Origin of the sequence: Pseudomonas sp. R3-18-08, assembly GCF_003852065.1 — a bacterium.
In the GTDB taxonomy this organism is placed as follows: Bacteria; Pseudomonadota; Gammaproteobacteria; order Pseudomonadales; family Pseudomonadaceae; genus Aquipseudomonas.
The window spans coordinates 455,808-474,326 of the sequence record NZ_CP027729.1 but is presented as its reverse complement, the minus strand read 5'-3'; the positions used below and the strand labels follow the sequence as shown (position 1 = coordinate 474,326).

Annotated in this window: 15 protein-coding genes; 2 read left to right on the top strand and 13 right to left on the bottom strand. The window is 60.9% G+C overall.

Annotation, left to right across the window (positions count from 1 at the left end):
• Positions 1–21: 21 nt before the first annotated feature.
• The 8 genes from hutH to hutC form a co-directional block, all read right to left on the bottom strand.
• Positions 22–1,530: a histidine ammonia-lyase gene (gene hutH, locus C4J92_RS02130; RefSeq protein WP_124402801.1), complete on the bottom strand. Its 1,509-nt coding sequence runs from the start codon at positions 1,528–1,530 to the stop codon at positions 22–24.
• 136 nt (positions 1,531–1,666) lie between these two features.
• Positions 1,667–2,491, bottom strand: coding sequence for a glycine betaine/L-proline ABC transporter ATP-binding protein (locus C4J92_RS02125; protein ID WP_124360880.1), 825 nt, complete (start codon positions 2,489–2,491; stop codon positions 1,667–1,669).
• The gene (locus C4J92_RS02120) at positions 2,488–3,339 is read right to left on the bottom strand and encodes a proline/glycine betaine ABC transporter permease (protein ID WP_124360879.1); all 852 of its coding nucleotides are present in this window, start codon (positions 3,337–3,339) and stop codon (positions 2,488–2,490) included. The genes C4J92_RS02125 and C4J92_RS02120 overlap by 4 nt, the downstream gene beginning before the upstream one ends.
• A 71-nt stretch (positions 3,340–3,410) precedes the next feature.
• Positions 3,411–4,376 carry an ABC transporter substrate-binding protein gene (locus C4J92_RS02115; protein ID WP_124402800.1) on the bottom strand — a complete coding sequence of 322 codons (966 nt, stop codon included), beginning with the start codon at positions 4,374–4,376 and terminating at the stop codon, positions 3,411–3,413.
• A gap of 68 nt (positions 4,377–4,444) precedes the next feature.
• Positions 4,445–5,905, bottom strand: coding sequence for a cytosine permease (locus C4J92_RS02110; RefSeq protein ID WP_124402799.1), 1,461 nt, complete (start codon positions 5,903–5,905; stop codon positions 4,445–4,447).
• 141 nt (positions 5,906–6,046) lie between these two features.
• Entirely contained in the window at positions 6,047–7,750 is a 1,704-nt protein-coding gene (hutU, locus tag C4J92_RS02105; RefSeq protein ID WP_124402798.1) for a urocanate hydratase, read from the bottom strand.
• A gap of 381 nt (positions 7,751–8,131) precedes the next feature.
• Positions 8,132–8,692 carry a HutD family protein gene (locus C4J92_RS02100; RefSeq protein ID WP_124402797.1) on the bottom strand — a complete coding sequence of 187 codons (561 nt, stop codon included), beginning with the start codon at positions 8,690–8,692 and terminating at the stop codon, positions 8,132–8,134.
• Positions 8,689–9,468, bottom strand: coding sequence for a histidine utilization repressor (hutC, locus tag C4J92_RS02095; RefSeq protein ID WP_177412738.1), 780 nt, complete (start codon positions 9,466–9,468; stop codon positions 8,689–8,691). The genes C4J92_RS02100 and hutC overlap by 4 nt, the downstream gene beginning before the upstream one ends.
• Positions 9,469–9,546: 78 nt before the next feature.
• On the opposite strand from hutC, the gene C4J92_RS02090 reads away from it, so the two are divergent.
• Positions 9,547–10,911, top strand: coding sequence for a formimidoylglutamate deiminase (locus tag C4J92_RS02090; RefSeq protein WP_124402796.1), 1,365 nt, complete (start codon positions 9,547–9,549; stop codon positions 10,909–10,911).
• 51 nt (positions 10,912–10,962) lie between these two features.
• On the opposite strand, the gene C4J92_RS02085 is transcribed toward C4J92_RS02090, so the two are convergent.
• The 4 genes from C4J92_RS02085 to C4J92_RS02070 form a co-directional block, all read right to left on the bottom strand.
• Positions 10,963–11,532, bottom strand: coding sequence for a lipocalin family protein (locus C4J92_RS02085; protein ID WP_124360872.1), 570 nt, complete (start codon positions 11,530–11,532; stop codon positions 10,963–10,965).
• Between the two features lie 30 nt (positions 11,533–11,562).
• The gene (locus C4J92_RS02080; RefSeq protein WP_033897714.1) at positions 11,563–11,817 is read right to left on the bottom strand and encodes a lipoprotein; all 255 of its coding nucleotides are present in this window, start codon (positions 11,815–11,817) and stop codon (positions 11,563–11,565) included.
• 176 nt (positions 11,818–11,993) lie between these two features.
• Complete coding sequence (locus C4J92_RS02075; RefSeq protein WP_124360871.1) at positions 11,994–13,004, bottom strand: class 1 fructose-bisphosphatase; 1,011 nt, start codon at positions 13,002–13,004, stop codon at positions 11,994–11,996.
• A gap of 259 nt (positions 13,005–13,263) precedes the next feature.
• Positions 13,264–15,714: a glycogen/starch/alpha-glucan phosphorylase gene (locus C4J92_RS02070; RefSeq protein WP_124402795.1), complete on the bottom strand. Its 2,451-nt coding sequence runs from the start codon at positions 15,712–15,714 to the stop codon at positions 13,264–13,266.
• A gap of 228 nt (positions 15,715–15,942) precedes the next feature.
• Here C4J92_RS02070 and C4J92_RS02065 point away from each other — a divergent pair, with 228 nt between their 5' ends.
• Positions 15,943–16,377: a YkgJ family cysteine cluster protein gene (locus tag C4J92_RS02065; RefSeq protein ID WP_003237464.1), complete on the top strand. Its 435-nt coding sequence runs from the start codon at positions 15,943–15,945 to the stop codon at positions 16,375–16,377.
• Positions 16,378–16,569: 192 nt separating this feature from the next.
• Here C4J92_RS02065 and typA read toward each other — a convergent pair whose 3' ends face one another.
• On the bottom strand, positions 16,570–18,390 hold the full coding sequence (gene typA, locus C4J92_RS02060) for a translational GTPase TypA (protein WP_124365497.1): 1,821 nt from the start codon (positions 18,388–18,390) through the stop codon (positions 16,570–16,572).
• Between the last annotated feature and the right edge of the window lie 129 nt (positions 18,391–18,519).

The window sequence follows — 18,519 nt, the reverse complement described above, 5'->3', positions numbered from 1 at the left end:
TTGTTCTTCTTGAATAGGTGTTCAGTGCACATTCGGTAATGCGGTGTGTTTGAGCAGGTGGGCGGCCGCCGCGATGTCCGGCGCCAGCCAGCGGTCCTCTTCGTAGGCCGGTACGACTTCGCGCAGCAAGCGCCAGGCGCGGTCGGTGCCGGCGCCGAAGCGCTGGTCCTTGAGGAACTCGAACGCCTGGGCCGCCAGCAGGTATTCGATGGCCAGAATCTGGGTAACGTTGGCCAGTAGCTGATGCAGTTTGAGCGCGGCATTGGTGCCCATGCTCAAGTGGTCTTCCTGCAGACCCGAGGTGACAAAGTTGTCGAGCACCGCCGGTTGCGCCAACTGGCGGTTTTGCCCGCACAAGGACGCGGCGACGTATTGCACGATCATCATTCCGGAGTTGACCCCCGGTTTGCTCACCAGGAATGCCGGCAGGCCGCTGACGTGCGGGTTGATCAGGCGGTCCAGGCGACGTTCGGCCACCGAGCCGATTTCGGCCATGGCGATGGCGAGCATGTCGGCGGCCAGGGCCACGGACTGCCCGTGGGGGTTGGCCTGGGACACCACGCGGTAGTTGCCCGGCGTGCCGAGCAGCAGCGGGTTATCCGTGGCGCTGTTGAGTTCGGTCTCGATCTGGCGGGTAGCGTGCTCCACTTGATCGCGCGCCGCGCCGTGGATTTGCGGGATCGAGCGCAGGCTCAAGGCGTCCTGGGTACGAATGCCGCGGCTGCTGGCGATCACTTCACTGCCGTCGAGCAAGGCGCGCAGATGGCGGCCGACGTGCTGCATGCCCGGGTGCGGCTTGAGGGCGATGATTGCTTCGTCGAACGCGTCGATCTGGCCGCGCTGGGCTTCAAAGCTCATGGCGCCGATCACGTCGGCCCATTCCAGCAAGTGGTGCGCATCGGCCAGGGCCAGGCAGCTCAGGCCGGTCATGCACGGCGTACCGTTGACCAGGCACAGACCATCCTTGGCGCCGAGCACCACCGGCTGCAAACCTTCGGCTGCCAGCGCTGCTTGTGCGGTCACCACCTGGCCGCGATAGCTGACGTTGCCGACCCCGAGCAGCGCCACGCCGACATGGGCCATGTGGGTCAGGTAACCGACCGAACCCTGGGACGGCACCTGCGGCGTGATGCCTTGGTTGAGCAGCGCCAGCAGCGCATGCATCACTTGCGGGTGCAGGCCGGAGTTGCCGTGAGAGTAGTTGATGATGGCGGCGCAGATGATCGCGCGAGTCTGCTCATCGCTCAGTACCGGACCGACACCACAGGCGTGGCTGAGCAAGGTGTTGCGCGACAACTGGCTCAGTTGCTCGCCCTCAAGCGAAACATTGCACAGCGCGCCCAGGCCGGTGTTCACCCCATAGGCGCGTTCGCCGCTGGCGACGATGCGCTGCACGATGGCCTGGGCATTGTCGATACGCGCCCAGGCGTGGCCCGAGAGTTCGAGCACGGCGCCGTGGCGGGCGACGGCGACGACGTCCTGCCAGCGCAACGGGGTGTCGGCGAGGGTGATTTTTGTTGCCTGGGGCATGTTCATACCTTCTTTAATTCTTGTGCAGATTTGCCGGCCTCATCGGGGGCAAGCCCCCTCCCACAGGGGAATGCATTTCAAAGGTGGGAGGGGGCTTGCCCCCGATGAGGCCGGCAGCCGCGCCACCAAATCCGGATCAGACCACCGCCGCCCGCCGCTGAACGAACCGGTCCACATACTCATCCGCCGGCGAATGCAGGATCTCCCTGGGCGTGCCGACCTGAATCAGCTTGCCGTCCTTGAGGATCGCAATGCGGTTACCGATGCGCACCGCCTCGTCGAGGTCGTGGGTGATAAATACGATGGTCTTGTGCAGGGTCTTTTGCAGCTCGAGCAACTGGTCCTGCATCTCGGCGCGGATCAGCGGGTCGAGGGCGCTGAACGCCTCGTCCATCAGGATGATGTCGGTGTCAGCCGCCAGGGCGCGGGCCAGGCCGACACGTTGACGCATGCCGCCAGAGAGCTGGTGCGGGTATTTGTTTTCATAGCCCTTGAGGCCCACGGTTTCGATCCAGTGCAGGGCGCGTTCAGCGCACACCTGCTTGGTTTCGCCGCGCACCTTGAGGCCATAGGCAACATTGTCGAGCACGCTCTTGTGGGGCAACAGGCCGAAGCTCTGGAACACCATGCTGATCTTGTGGCGACGGAATTGGCGCAGGGCTTCCATGTCCAGTTGCAGAATGTCTTCACCGTCGACCAAAATCGCGCCGCTGGTGGGGTCGATCAGGCGGTTGAAGTGACGCACCAGGGTGGATTTGCCGGAGCCCGACAGGCCCATGATCACAAAGATCTCACCGGTACCGATGCTCAGGGACAGGTCGTTCACACCCACCACGCAACCGGTCTCGGCCAGCACCTGATCCTTGGTCTTGCCCTGGCCAATCAGCGCCAGCGCTTCTTTGGAGCGGTTGCCGAAGATCTTGAAGACGTTCTTGACTTCGATTTTGCTGACAGTAGTCATTTGCTCGCCTCATGCCGTGGACGACCATAGGCCTGGGTAATGCGGTCGATGACCACGGCGAGAATCACGATCGCCAGCCCGGCTTCGAGGCCTCGGCCGACGTTGAGGGTCTGGATGCCGACGAGTACGTCTTCACCCAAGCCACGGGCGCCGATCATCGAGGCGATCACCACCATCGACAACGCCATCATGGTGGTCTGGTTGATGCCCGCCATGATGCTCGGCAGCGCCAACGGCAGTTGCACGCCGAACAACTGCTGCCAACGGTTGGCGCCGAAGGCGTTGATGGCTTCCATGACTTCGCCGTCGACCTGGCGGATACCCAGATCCGTCAGGCGGATCAGCGGCGGTGCGGCGTAAATGACCGTGGCGAAAATCGCCGGCACCTTGCCCAGGCCAAACAGCATCAGCACCGGGATCAGGTACACGAAGCTGGGCATGGTTTGCATGATGTCGAGCAACGGCATCAGTACCGAACGCAAGCGGTTGCTGCGCGCGGAAAGAATGCCCAAGGGAATGCCGATCAGCACCGAAATCACCGTGGCGACCATCATCAGCGCCAGGGTCTGCATCAGTTTGTCCCACAGGCCGACCGCGCCGACGAGGAACAGCAAACCGACGATCACGGCCGTGGTCACCACCTTGCGCGTGGCATGCCAGGCGATGACGCCGACGATGGCCAGCATCAGCCACCAGGGCGCTGCGCGCAGCAGGCTTTCCAGATTGACGATGGCCCATAGCAGGGTGTCGGAAATGTGCCGGAACACGTCGCCGTAGTTGGTGACCAGCGAATCCACCCAACCGTTGACCCAGTCGGCAATGGAAAACGTAAAACTCTCAGGAAACATAGCGTGCTCTCGATCCAGTGGGTTGAGGCCAGGCGCCCGGCTGCCCCTGAGGGTAGCCGGACACGCTTGACCTACAAGGCCGCGTCGATTTTCTTGGCGGCGTCTTCGCTCACCCAGGCGTGCCAGACTTCAGGATGTTCCTTGAGGAAAATTTTCGCCAGTTTCGGCGACTCGATCCGCTCCTTGGCCATGCGGCCCAGGTTCTGGTTCAGCAGGTCGATGGGCAGGTTGACCTTTTCCAGCACGGCCACCAGTTCCGGCGCTTGCTCGTGGAAGGCCTTGGACAGGCCGACCTTGATGCTCACGCTTTTATCGACGCCCGGCTTTTCTTCCAGCTTGACCAGATCCACCTGGCCCATCAGCGGCGTCGGCGACCAGTAGTAGAACAGGATCGGCTCGCCGCGCTTGTAGCTCGACAGCACCGCCGCATCCAGCGCCGGACCGGTGCCGGGGCGGAAGTTGGTGTAGGTGCTTTCCAGGCCGTAGCTTTTGAGCATTTCACTGTTGTCCAGTTCGCAGGTCCAGCCGGCCGGGCAGTTGTAGAAGCGCCCCTTGGAGGGTTCTTCCTGGTCCTTGAACACCGCAGCGTACTTGGCCAGGTCGGCAATCGTCTTGAGGTCCGGGGCCTTGGCTTCCAGCTTGCGCTTGGCGTCGCCTTCGATCACGTAGCGCGGCACGTACCAGCCTTCGATGGCGCCAACCACGGGCGCACCGACGCCAACGACTTTGCCGGCCTTCTCGGCCTTGTTCCAGACTTCGCTGCGGCCGACCCACTCTTCGGCAAACACCTGGATGTCGTTACTGCTCAGGGCGTTTTCCATGGTGATGGAGTTGCCCGGCAGGCTGTCGGTTTTGCAGTCGTAGCCTTTCTCCAGCACGGTTTGCAGGATGTCGGTGAGCAACATGCCGCTTTCCCAGTTCAGACCGGCGAACTTCACCGGCTTGCCGGATTCACACCAGCCGGCCGCCTGGGCACCGGCGCTTGCCAGCAAGCCCGCAGAAAGCAACGTGGTCAGCAGGGTCTTATGCATTTTCATTGTGTGACGCTCCCAATCATGAAATGGATTACGGCAGTCAAAAGGCATCCTGCCTTGTCCACGTCCCGTCAGGCCTGCGCCGCAGCGCGACCGATACCGCTTGTTTGCGTGGGTGCAACGCTGTCCTGCTCGACCGGCAGGATCAGTTGATCAGGCATCGTGCCGTGCCATTTTTTCGCGCACAGGTAGTACAGGGCCGCCGGCAACACCAGGCCGATGATCCAGGAGATATCCACCCCACCCAGGGTTTCTACCAGCGGGCCGGTATAGAACTTGGTGGAAATGAACGGCAGCTGCACCAGCACACCGACTACATAAACGCTGATTCCCAGGGGGTTCCAACGCCCGTAGCGACCTTTGGGGTCAGCCAGCGCCGGCACGTCATAACGCTCGCGGGTGATGCAGTAGTAATCCACCAGGTTGATCGCGCTCCAGGGCGTGAAAAACGCCAGCAGGAACAGGATGAACGACTTGAACGCGCCCAGGAACGAGTGCTGGCCGAGCAGCGCAATCAGGGTGGCCGTGCCGACAATCGCCAGCACGAACAGCAGGCGCTGCAGGCGCGATACCCGCAGGTGGCCCTGGAAGCCGCTGATGATGGTCGCAATGCACATGAAACTGCCGTAGGAGTTCAGCGTGGAAATCGTGACCTTGCCGAACGCGATACTGAAGTACAGCAACGCCGCCGCCGCACCGCTACCGCTCAGGCCGACGATGTAAGCCACTTCGTGCCCGGCGAATTGCCCGTTGGCCATGGCGGCGGCAAACACACCGAGAACCATCGCCACCTGCGCGCCGATGACCGAGCCTGCGCCAGCCGCCAGGAAGGTTTTCACCGAAGAGGTGCTGCTCGGCAGGTAACGTGAGTAATCCGCCACATAGGGCCCGAACGCGATCTGCCAGGACGCGGCCAGCGAAACCGCGAGCAAGAAGCTGCTCCAGCTGAAATGGCGGATCTGCAGCAACGCGCCGATGTCGGCCTGGCCCATCAAGCGGCTGAACAGGTAGACGAAGGCAATCACGCCAATGACGCTGGCGACGCGACCGATGAAGTGGATCACCCGATACCCCAGCACCGTGACCAGCACGATGACACTGGCGAAGATCAGGATGCCGACGCTGTCGCTGACCCCGAACAACTGGCCCAGCGCCTGTCCGGACAGTACCGTGCCGGTTGCGGTGAAACCCAGGTACATCAGGCACACCAGCACGATCGGGATGGCCGCGCCATATACGCCGAACTGCACCCGGCTGGAAATCATCTGCGGCAGGCCGAGCTTGGGCCCTTGCGCCGCATGCAACGCCATCACCCCGCCGCCCAGCAGTTGGCCGATCAACAGACCGATCAACGACCAGAACACATCCCCGCCCAGCACCACGGCCAGGGCCCCGGTGACGATAGCCGTGATCTGCAGGTTGGCACCCAGCCACAGGGTGAACTGGCTCAATAGACGACCATGTCTTTCCGCTTCCGGGATGTAGTCGATCGAACGCCTTTCGATCAACGGGGTGGTGTCGTTTGCAGCCATGGGTGTTCAACCTCTGATGGATTGTTTTTATGTACTACACCAATCAACTGTGGGAGGGGGCTTGCCCCCGATAGCGGCGGATCAGTCACTGACTCTTTGGCTGATACACCGCCATCGGGAGCAAGCCCCCTCCCACACTTGTTACTTGATCATCGGCAGGTTGAGGCCCTGTTCCTTGGCGCAATCGATCGCAATCTGGTAGCCCGCATCCGCATGCCGCATCACCCCGGTAGCCGGGTCGTTATGCAGCACCCGTGCAATACGCTCGGCCGCTTCGTCGGTGCCGTCACACACGATCACCATGCCCGAGTGCTGCGAGAAGCCCATGCCGACGCCGCCGCCGTGGTGCAACGACACCCAGGTCGCGCCGCTCGCGGTGTTGAGCAAGGCGTTGAGCAGCGGCCAGTCGGACACAGCGTCGGAGCCGTCCTGCATGGATTCGGTTTCACGGTTGGGGCTGGCCACCGAGCCGGAGTCGAGGTGATCACGACCGATTACGACAGGCGCGGACAACTCGCCGCTGCGCACCATCTCGTTGAACGCCAGGCCGAGCTTAGCGCGCTGGCCCAGGCCGACCCAGCAGATACGCGCCGGCAAGCCCTGGAAGCTGATGCGCTCGCGGGCCATGTCCAACCAGTTGTGCAGGTGGGCGTCGTCGGGGATCAGTTCTTTGACTTTGGCGTCGGTCTTGTAGATGTCTTGCGGCTCGCCCGACAGCGCGGCCCAGCGGAACGGGCCGATACCCCGGCAGAACAGCGGGCGGATGTAGGCCGGTACGAAGCCTGGGAAATCGAAGGCGTTTTCCACGCCTTCTTCCTGGGCCATCTGGCGGATGTTGTTACCGTAGTCGAAGGTCGGGATGCCCTGTTTCTGGAACTCGAGCATGGCTTTGACGTGCACCGCCATCGACTGTTTGGCGGCCTTGATCACGGCGGCAGGCTCGGTCTTGGCGCGGGCGCGGTACTCGTCCCAGGTCCAGCCGGCCGGCAGGTAGCCGTTGAGCGGGTCGTGGGCGCTGGTCTGGTCGGTGACCATGTCCGGGCGCACGCCACGCTTGACCAGTTCCGGCAGAATTTCAGCCGCGTTACCCAGCAGGGCGATGGAGATCGCCTTGCCTTCCTGGGTGTACTTGGCGATGCGCGCCAGGGCGTCGTCAAGGTCGGTGGCCTGCTCGTCGACATAGCGGCTGTTCAAACGGAAATCGATGCTGACCTGCTGGCATTCGATGTTCAGCGAGCATGCGCCGGCGAGGGTCGCGGCCAAAGGTTGGGCACCGCCCATGCCGCCAAGGCCGGCGGTGAGGACCCAACGGCCTTTCAAGTTGCTGTCGTAATGCTGGCGACCGGCTTCGACGAAGGTTTCGTAAGTGCCCTGGACGATGCCCTGGCTGCCGATGTAGATCCAGCTGCCGGCAGTCATCTGGCCGTACATGGCCAGGCCCTTGGCATCCAGTTCATTGAAGTGTTCCCAGCTGGCCCAGTGCGGCACCAGGTTGGAGTTGGCGATCAGCACACGCGGGGCATTGCTGTGGGTCTTGAACACGCCGACCGGCTTGCCGGATTGCACCAGCAGGGTTTCGTCGTCGTTCAGGTTCGTAAGGCTCTCGACGATCTGGTCATAACACTCCCAGTTGCGCGCGGCACGCCCGATACCGCCGTACACCACCAGTTCCTTGGGGTTCTCGGCCACTTGCGGGTCGAGGTTGTTCATCAGCATGCGCAGCGGCGCTTCAGTCAGCCAGCTTTTGGCGGTGAGCTTGTTACCGCGGGCGGCGCGGATTTCGACGTCACGGTATTTTGTAGGCCTTGCTTTCGAAAAATCGGTCACAGCTGGACTCCTCGGCATGATGCGCGAACAGGGATGGTGCGAAGCAGACTCTTACGCACACATCTTTACTTGTATGTACAAGCATATGCAATCAAGCGGCCAACTTTCAGAGCGAGGGTTTGGATTTTTTTCGAAAGCGCGTGGGAGCCTTGGAAATTAAGGCTTCGAGGCGTGATGAAATTTCTTACGAAGGAGTTTTGCAGCGAGGGAAGTTTGTCACGACAACATGGCTTTGCGCCGCGCTGGGGCGTTAGGTAACAATTTGGTGCGGGGCCTGGAAACAGATTCCAAGAGCAACACAAAACAAATGTGGGAGGGGGCTTGCTCCCGATAGCGGTGTGCCAGTCAAAGATATATTGACTGATCCAGCGCTATCGGGAGCAAGCCCCCTCCCACATTTTAACCGCGCGGGGTCAGTTCGATCACACAGCAGCGGCCACTCACCGAGATGTCCAGCAGGCCGGTGTTACCGTCCACTTGCAGGCAGTCGTGATGACCCAGCACATGGTCCAGCACCTTCACTTCATCCGCCACGCTGAACACCAGCACAGTGTGCGCCGAGCTGAAAAACCGCTGTACGCCATCCACCCACTGCAACCGCGCGTGATAACGCTGGGGCGAGTAGATCAGGTTGAAATCGCGGATCGGCCCGGTGATCAAGCGGCACGCCACCTGACTGTCACCCTTGAACGCGAACGGTTGCAGCGGTAACAAACCGCGCTGCTCCTCACCGTCCACGGTCAACACCATGCCCGCGCCCTTGATCACGGTGATCACGCGCTGGTAGCCAGCGAAGGTGGAAAATCCACCCGACTCGGCGATATCGGCAATCGACAGGCGCCAGCCGAAACCATCGAGGCCGGTGCCCGCGTCACGGGTGATTTCTTCGGTACTGCCGCCGCCGTTCTTCCACGGCATGCGCACATAGTCGGCAGCGCGCCAGACGTTGACTGAACTCATTTACTGAAGCGTCCTTCGAGGCTGTGTCGGGAACCAGGGTGAATCAAGCGCGCGGCCGTCACCGGCTGACGGCCAGACCAAGTGCGTCGGCGGATCAACAGGCAGGGCTCGCTCGGCTCGATCTGCAACAGCTTGCATTCGGCAGCATCGGCGAGGATGGCTTCGACCACATGCTCGCCCTCAGTCAGCGGTGCGACCTGATTGAGGTAGGCGTAGGGCGTTTGCTGGGTGAAATCCTGTTGCAGGTATTCCGGCGCAACCAGGGCGTTGACGAAACGGTCTTCGATCTGCACCGGGATGTCGTTTTCGAAATGCACGATCAACGAGTGAAACACCCGCCCGCCTTCGCGCATTTCCAGCGCGACGGCACGTTCCGAACCGGCCGCTTCTTCGCCCAGGGTGATGACCTGGCACGTATGCCGATGGCCGCGGGAGGCGATCTCATCGGCAATGTTGTGCACTTCAAACAGCGCCGACTGACTCTTGGGCTCGGCGACGAACGTACCGACGCCCTGCATGCGCACCAGCAAACCTTCGGCCGTGAGCTCGCGCAGCGCGCGGTTGATGGTCATGCGGCTGAAGCCCAGTTGGCTGACCAGCTCGCTTTCCGACGGCACGCGGTAATGGGGCGGCCAGTTGCCGTTGAGGATCTGCTGGCTGATCATCTGTTTGACGCGGGCATACAAGGGCGCCGGACTTTCGTCCATGTGGGCAGCCAGCGGAGACTTGGCGGGCGGAGTCGGCACAGGGAATCCTTGCAGGGGGAAAAGATGCATAGATTGCCGGAGTTTACCGAGCAGGCAAACGTCTGTATATGTATATACAAATAAACACACGACCGGGGTGCCTTGATCATGTCCGCTTTCTTTGCCGAACGCGCGCTGCTGCCTGATGGCTGGGCCAATGATGTACGTCTTGAAGTCAGTGCCAATGGAGTGCTGACACAGGTTGAGGCCAATGCCAGCGCGGTGGGCGCCGAACGGCTGAGTGGTCCGGTATTGGCCGGCATGCCGAACCTGCATTCTCACGCTTTCCAGCGCGCCATGGCGGGGTTGGCGGAAGTGGCGGGTAACCCCAATGACAGCTTCTGGACCTGGCGTGACCTGATGTACCGCATGGTCGGCAAGATCAACCCGGAGCAGTTGCAGATCATCGCCCGCCAGCTGTACATCGAGATGCTCAAGGCTGGCTACACCTCGGTGGCCGAGTTTCACTATGTGCATCACGATGTCAGCGGCCAGCCCTATGCCGATCGCACAGAACTGTCGCGCCAGATCAGCCAGGCCGCCGCCAGCAGTGGCATCGGCTTGACGCTGGTGCCGGTGCTTTATACGCATTCGGGGTTCGGTGGCCAGGCGCCCAACGACGGCCAGCGCCGGTTTATCAACAGCACCGACAACTACCTGGATCTGCAGGCGCGTTTGCAGCCGATGCTCGCCGCGCAACCTGCGCAGCAGCTGGGCCTGTGTTTCCACTCCCTGCGTGCGGTCACGCCCGAGCAGATCAAGGACGTGCTGGCCGCCAGTGATAAGGCGTGCCCGGTGCACATCCACATTGCCGAACAGCGAAAAGAAGTCGACGACTGCCTGGCCTGGAGCGGCAAACGCCCGTTGCAGTGGCTGTACGACAACGTGGACGTCGACGAGCGCTGGTGCCTGGTGCACGCCACTCACGCCGATGCCGACGAAGTCGCGCGCATGGCCAGGAGCCGGGCGATTGCCGGTTTGTGCCTGACCACCGAAGCCAACCTGGGCGACGGGATTTTCCCGGCGGTGGATTTTCTGGCCCAGGGCGGGCGCATGGGCATCGGGTCCGACAGCCATGTGTCACTGAGCGTGGTGGAAGAATTGCGTTGGTTGGAATACGGCCAGCGCCTGCGCGATCAACGGCGCAATCGCTTGTATCGCAATGACCAGCCGATGGTCGGCCGCACGCTGTTCGATGCCGCATTGGACGGCGGCGCCCAGGCATTGGGCCAGCCGATTGGTCGATTGGAGGTGGGCAAGCGCGCGGATTGGATCGTGCTGGACGGCAACGACCCTTACCTGGCGACAGCGACAGAGGACGGCATTCTGAATCGCTGGCTGTTCGCTGGCGGTGATCGACAAGTGCGGGATGTGCTGGTCAACGGCCAGTGGGTGGTTCGCGACGGCCATCACGCTGCTGAGCAAGACAGCAACCGGGCATTCACCCAGGTCTTGAAAGACCTACTCGGTTAAAAATGTGGGAGGGGGCTTGCCCCCTCCCACATTTGGATTATGGTGATCCAGTTACTGCGAAGTCTTCGCCATCTGCTTGTCCGACGTGCGCCAGATCAAACGCGTGGTGTCATACCCCTGTTGTCGCGCCCTGCTCAAGAGGTCTTCGCGCGTATCGGCGCTCACCGTTGGCGTACGCGACAAAATCCACATGTAACGCCGGCTCGGGCTACCGACGATGGCGGTCTTGTAGTCATCGCTGACATACAGCACCCAGTAGTCGCCCTTGGCAACGCCCGGCAACAACGACGTAAACCAGTTATCGAATTCTACCCAGAGCTTGTCGGTCTTGCCCGGCACCTGCGGCGTGGCCGTGCCTTTGGCTTCCTGCCATTTCCACTCAGGCGTCAGGCAGCGATTGAACACCGACATGTCGCCATCCGGCAACAAGGTGTAGCGGGCTTCGGACTGCGCGCAGTTGCGCTGGAAGTACATCGGCAAGCGAGCCAACTCATACCAGGTGCCCTGGTAACGCTTGAGGTTGACGTTGCTCGCGGTCTTGGGTTGCAGATCATCGCCAGAATGGCTGGCGCAGCCCGCCAAAAACAGGCTGGCGCAAAGGAACACAACAAAACGCATCATTCTTCTTCTCCCGCAGGCTCGCGCCCCGGTTTACTTCAGGCCTTGCCCGGAAAACATCAGAACTTTGTCACCGGCGTACTGCACGCTGATAAAGCTGTTTTTATCGCCCCAGGTGCAGCTGGACATGCCCAGTGCGCCGGAACAATCGGTCGGCTTGCCCAGCAGCGACTCAACCTCGGCCTTGGCCATGCCGGCCGACAGCTTCTGGTAATTTTCTTGGTTGACCTTGCTGCAGGCGGCTAACAGCACGCAAAAAGCCAGCAGGGCGAGACGGCGTAAAGACATGGAAAAGCTCCTGGAGAGACAAGGCAGCTGGGGTATCTGCCAGAAGCTTAGAAGGGAAAAGAGGTGTCTGGTTCCCGACGAGTGAAAACAAAAAAGCCCCGAAAACGCTGAAACGTTTCGGGGCTTCTTTAACGGTGATCCGCCTCACAACACGGCGGATAACCTATCGCAGCAGCTTACTTCTTGTGATACGCCGTCACACGCTCAACTTCTTCCTTGGAGCCCAGGAACACCGCCACACGCTGGTGCAGGCCTTCGGGCTGGATGTCGAGGATGCGCTGGTGGCCGTCAGTGGACGCCCCGCCCGCCTGCTCCACCAGGAACGACATCGGGTTGGCTTCGTACATCAGGCGCAGCTTGCCCGGCTTGGACGGCTCGCGGCCGTCACGTGGGTACATGAACAAGCCACCTCGGGTCAGGATGCGGTGCACGTCGGCAACCATGGCCGCGACCCAGCGCATGTTGAAATTTTTCTTCAGCGGGCCTTCTTCGCCTTCCATCAACTCGTTGACGTAGCGCTTCACCGGTTCTTCCCAGTGACGCTGGTTGGACATGTTGATCGCAAATTCCTGGGTGGAGGCCGGAATGGAGATGTCTTCGTGGGTGAGTACGAAGCTGCCCATTTCGCGGTCCAGGGTGAAGCCTTTGACGCCATCGCCCAGGGTCAGCACCAGCATGGTCTGTGGGCCGTAGATCGCGTAACCGGCGGCAACCTGCTCGGTGCCCGGCTGCAGGAAGGCCTTTTCGTTCAGGGCTTCGTTCTGGCTCAGGTATTCGTTCGGGCAACGCAGTACCGAGAAGATAGTACCGACTGGCGCGTTGATGTCGATGTTGGACGAACCGTCCAGTGGGTCGAATACCAACAGGTACGCGCCTTTGGGGTATTTGCCCGGAATCTGGTAGGCATTGTCCATTTCCTCGGAGGCCATGCCGGCCAGGTGACCGCCCCATTCGTTGGCTTCGAGCAGGATTTCGTTGGAGATAACGTCGAGCTTTTTCTGCACTTCGCCCTGCACGTTTTCAGTGCCCATGCTGCCCAGGACACCACCGAGTGCGCCTTTGGACACGGCGTGGCTGATCTCCTTGCAAGCACGCGCCACCACTTCGATAAGGAAGCGCAGATCGGCAGGCGTGTTGTTGCTGCGGGTCTGCTCGATCAAATAGCGACTCAAGGTAACGCGGGACATGGACGGCTCCGGAGAATGGGGGGCTTAAAAACCCGCGCAGTTTAGCGCGAGTCGGGGCTGATTTCCTCTAATCAGAGGATTTAACGCCAATAGAGTTCACGGCTGGCCCTGCGGTTTGCGCACCATGGCGCCTGGTATATCGACGCGGACCCCATGTGGGAGGGGGCTTGCTCCGATAGCGGTGTGCCAGTCGACATCGCTGTTAACTGATAGACCGCTATCGGGAGCAAGCCCCCTCCCACATTTTTTACTGCGGCGTTTAGTCGAGGGCTTTCCAGATTTCGGTGGCGTATTCGCGAATGGTACGGTCCGAGCTGAACCAACCCATCCGCGCCGTATTCAGCACCGCCGAGCGCCACCAGGCCTTGGAGTCATGCCAGTGCGCCTCGACCCGCGTCTGGGCGTCCCAGTAGGAGTCGAAGTCGGCACACACCAGGAAGCGGTCATAGTCGATCAGCCCGTCGATCAAACCCACATACCGGCCCGGATCATCCGGCGAGAACACCCCGCCACGGATCGCCTGCAGCACATCGCTCAAGCGATGGGAGGCGGCGATTTCCGGCCCGGCGTTGAATTCACCGGCGTGCTTGCGGGCTTCGACCTGCTGGGCACTGAGGCCGAAGATGAACATGTGCTCGGCGCCCACCCGCTCGTGCATTTCCACGTTGGCGCCGTCCATGGTGCCGATGGTCAGCGCGCCGTTGAGGCCGAACTTCATGTTACTGGTGCCCGACGCCTCGAAACCGGCGGTAGAAATCTGCTCAGACAAATCCGCCGCCGGGATGATGCTCTCCGCCAGGCTGACGTTGTAGTTGGGCAAAAACACCACTTTGAGCAGGCCGCGTACGGTCGGGTCGTTGTTGACGGTGCGGGCGATGTCGTTGGTCAGCTTGATGATCAGCTTGGCCTGGTGATAACTCGCCGCCGCCTTGCCGGCGAAGATTTTCACCCGCGGCACCCAGTCGACCTCCGGCTCGGCCCGGATCGCCTGATACAGCGCCACGGTGTGCAGCAGGTTGAGCAACTGGCGCTTGTACTCGTGGATCCGTTTGACCTGCACGTCGAACATCGCCGCCGGGTTCACCGAAATACCCAGGCGCTCATGAATGATCTCGGCCAGCGCCCGCTTACTGTGCAGGCGTTGGTCGGCGAAGGCTTTGCGGAAGGTCTGTTTCTCGGCGAAGGTTTCCAGCTCGCCCAGGCGGGTTTCCATGTTGTCGAGAATGTCAGGGCCCAGGGCTTGCACCAGCATATCGGTGAGCTTGGGGTTGGCCTGGTACAGCCAGCGGCGGAAGGTGATGCCGTTGGTTTTGTTGTTGATGCGCTCCGGGTAGAGCTTATGCAGTTCGGAAAACACCGTGCTGCGCATCAACTGGGTGTGCAGGCCGGACACGCCGTTGACACTGTGGGAACCGAGGAACGCCAGGTTGCCCATGCGCACACGACGGCCGTTGTCTTCTTCAATCAACGACACAGCGCGCAGCACATCGAAGTCGTGAATGCCCTTGGCGCGCAGCGAGTCGATATGCTGGGCGTTGATCAGGTAGATGATCTGCATATGCCGGGGCAGCATGCGCTCCATCAAACCGACCGGCCAGGTTTCCAATGCCTCGGGCAGCAAGGTGTGGTTGGTGTAGGAAAGCGTTTCGACAGTGACGTCCCACGCGGCTTCCCACGGAATGTCGTGCAGGTCGACCAACTGGCGCATCAACTCGGCCACGGCGATGGACGGGTGGGTATCGTTGAGCTGGATGGCGGCGTGTTCGCCCAGGCTCAGCACTGAGCCGTGCATGTTCTTGTGGCGGCGCAGCAAGTCTTGCAACGAGGCGGAAACGAAGAAGTATTCCTGGCGCAGGCGCAGTTCCTGCCCCGCTTCGGTGCTGTCAGCCGGGTAGAGCACCCGGGAAATGCTTTCGGCGCGGGCCACCTCGGCCACGGCGCCCAAGTGGTCACCGGCGTTGAAGCGTTCCAGGTGCAGGTCTTCCACCGCACGGGCTCGCCACAGGCGCAGGGTGTTGACGCTGGCACCCCGCCAGCCGACCACCGGGGTGTCGTAGGCGACCGCGCGTACGGTTTCGCTGGGCGACCACACTTGAATCATCTTGCCGGACGCGTCCGCCAGGGTTTCCACGCTGCCGCCAAAACCGATCGGGTAGATCACTTCGGCGCGCTCGAACTCCCACGGGTTACCGAAATCCAGCCAGCGTTCGGTCTGCTCCTGCTGCCAGCCATCGACAATCGCCTGGCGGAACAAGCCGTGTTCGTAACGAATGCCATAACCGTGGCCGGCAATGCCCAGGGTCGACATGCTTTCCATGAAGCACGCCGCCAGACGGCCCAAGCCACCGTTGCCCAGCGCCGCGTCGGGTTCGAGCAGACGGATGCGCTCAAGGTCTACGCCCAGCTCGGACAGCGCTTCGCGCGCAATTTCCAGCACGCCGAGGTTGCTCAGGCTGTCGTAGAGCAAGCGGCCGATGAGAAATTCCAGCGAGAGGTAATAAACCCGTTTCTGGCCTTTGCGGTAGATGCGCCGCGTATGGTTCATCCAGTGGTCGACCATCTGGTCGCGGGCGGCCAGGGCAATGGCTTCGAACCAGTCGTGGTCGAAGGCGTGATCCGGGTCCTTGCCCACCGCGTAGGTGAGTTTGGTCAAGACAGCATCGCGAAATGCGGCTACCTCTGCTTCTCGTGCAAGTGGTTCCTGAGACATCAATTGCGACCTCGGGCGAGATAGAAGGAGTTGCTAGAGCCTAGACGGTCTGACAGACGGTGGACGCTCTGGTTCGTCAGTTTTTTAACTCATTGCGCGTTGCATGAATTTGATGCAGAGGTCGTGCCTGATCGCCGTTCGCGCAGAAACTCTGAAAAGGTTGTTCAAAAAACCACCAATCCCGGTATGATCGCGCGCCCGGATACAGCCCCACCTTTTGGAACCCTGATGAAGCCTCAACTGATCGCCGCCGCGGAACTCGACCGTCTCGAGACCTGGCAGAAATATTCCGCCCACATGTGCGGTGGCTGCGTGTCCAGCTGCTGCACGCTGCCGGTCGAAGTGAAGATCAAGGACCTGATCCGCATCGGCATCGTCGATGAGTTCGAGCGCGGCGATCCGCCGAAGAACATCGCCAAGCGTTTGCAGAAGGAAGGCATCGTCGAGCGCTTCAATTCCAAATCCGAAATTTTTACCTTGCAGCGCATGAGCAACAACGACTGCTTGTACTTGGATCGTAAGACGCGCTTTTGCACTATTTATGACAAGCGCCCGGATACCTGCCGCAACCACCCGAAAATCGGGCCGCGGCCGGGGTATTGCGCGTACAAGCCCAAGGAAGTGGTGCGCGAGACTAATTTCAAGACGCTCGACAAGTTCTGATCCAGGTTTTGCGGGGCTCTCTGGGGCCTCATCGGGGGCAAGCCCCCTCCCACACTTGAATGTGTTCACAGATCAAAATGTGGGAGGGGGCTTGCCCCCGATGAGGCCAGTACAGACACCACACAAACATCAGGCATAAAAAAACGCCCCCGGCCTTTCGACCGGGGGCGTTTTTATTCAGCCTGAGCTAACTCAGTTCTTGGCTTTCTTGGCAGCGCGGGTACGCTCGCCTTCGTCCAGGATCTTCTTACGCAGGCGGATCGACTTAGGCGTGACTTCACACAGCTCGTCGTCCTGGATGAATTCCAGGGCCTGTTCCAGGGTGAACTTCACCGGTGGAACCAGAGCGATGGTTTCGTCTTTACCCGAAGCACGCATGTTGTCGAGCTTCTTGCCTTTGGTTGGGTTGACGCCCATGTCGTTGTCACGGCTGTTCAGACCAACGATCTGGCCGTTGTAGATCTCTTGACCGTGTTCAACGAACAGCTTGCCACGCGCCTGAAGGGTTTCCAGGGAGTAGGTCAGCGCCTTGCCGGTTTCTACCGATACCAGAACACCGTTCTGACGGCCGGACATGTCGCCGGACTTCATGGTGTCGTAGCGATCGAAGATTGAGGTCAGGATGCCAGCACCGTTGGTCAGGGTCAGGAACTGGTTACGGAAACCGATCAGACCGCGAGCAGGGATGTTGTATTCCAGACGCACACGGCCTTTGCCATCCGGCACCATGTTGGTCAGGTCGCCTTTACGCAGGCCCATCTCTTCCATCACCTTGCCCTGGGATTCTTCCGGGGTGTCGATGGTGACGTTTTCGAACGGTTCCTGCTTCACGCCGTCAACGGTACGGATGATCACTTCCGGACGACCAACACCCATTTCGAAGCCTTCGCGACGCATGGTTTCGATCAGTACCGAGAGGTGCAGCTCACCACGGCCGGAGACCTTGAACTTGTCGGCCGAGTCGCCTTCTTCAACGCGCAGGGCAACGTTGTACAGCAGCTCTTTGTCCAGACGCTCCTTGATGTTACGGGAGGTCACGAACTTGCCTTCTTTACCGCAGAACGGCGAGTCGTTGACCTGGAAGGTCATGGAAACGGTCGGCTCGTCAACGGTCAGGGGCTTCATCGCCTCGACGGTGTCCGGCTGGCACAGGGTGTCGGAGATGAACAGCGAGTCCATGCCGCTGACGCACACGATGTCGCCGGCGAAGGCTTCCTCAACGTCGATACGGTGCAGGCCGTGGTGGCCCATCAGCTTCAGGATACGGCCGTTACGCTTCTTGCCGTCGGCACCGATCGCGACAACCGGGGTGTTCGGCTTGACGCTGCCACGGGCGATACGGCCAACGCCGATAACACCCAGGAAGCTGTTGTAGTCCAGTGCCGAGATTTGCATCTGGAACGGGCCTTCACGGTCAACCTTCGGTGGTGGAACGTGGTCAACGATGGCCTGGTACAGCGGGGTCATGTCTTCCGCCATGGCGGTGTGTTCCAGACCGGCAATACCGTTCAGGGCCGAGGCGTAGATCACTTGGAAATCAAGCTGCTCTTCGGTGGCACCCAGGTTGTCGAACAGGTCGAAGATCTGGTCCAGAACCCAGTCCGGACGCGCGCCTGGACGGTCAACCTTGTTGATGCACACGATCGGACGCAGGCCGGCTTCGAAAGCCTTCTTGGTCACGAAACGGGTTTGCGGCATAGGGCCGTCTTGAGCGTCAACCAGCAGCAGAACGGAGTCAACCATCGACATTACGCGTTCTACTTCGCCGCCGAAGTCGGCGTGGCCCGGGGTGTCCACGATGTTGATGTGGTAGCCGTTCCAGTTGATTGCGGTGTTTTTTGCCAGGATGGTAATACCGCGCTCTTTTTCCTGGTCGTTGGAGTCCATCACGCGCTCGTCGTTGAGCTCGTTGCGCTCCAGGGTGCCGGATTGACGCAAGAGTTTGTCTACCAGGGTGGTTTTACCATGGTCAACGTGAGCAATGATGGCGATGTTACGTAGATTTTCGATCACTTGTGTATCTCGATCAGAGGATTCGGTGTGCTGACAGGTCGTGGCAGCGATTTACAGTAGAGTCAGGCCTTGCCGTTACAGCTTGACGGCAGAGTCGGGGGGCCGGTGACGCAGGCCACAGGCAAACAG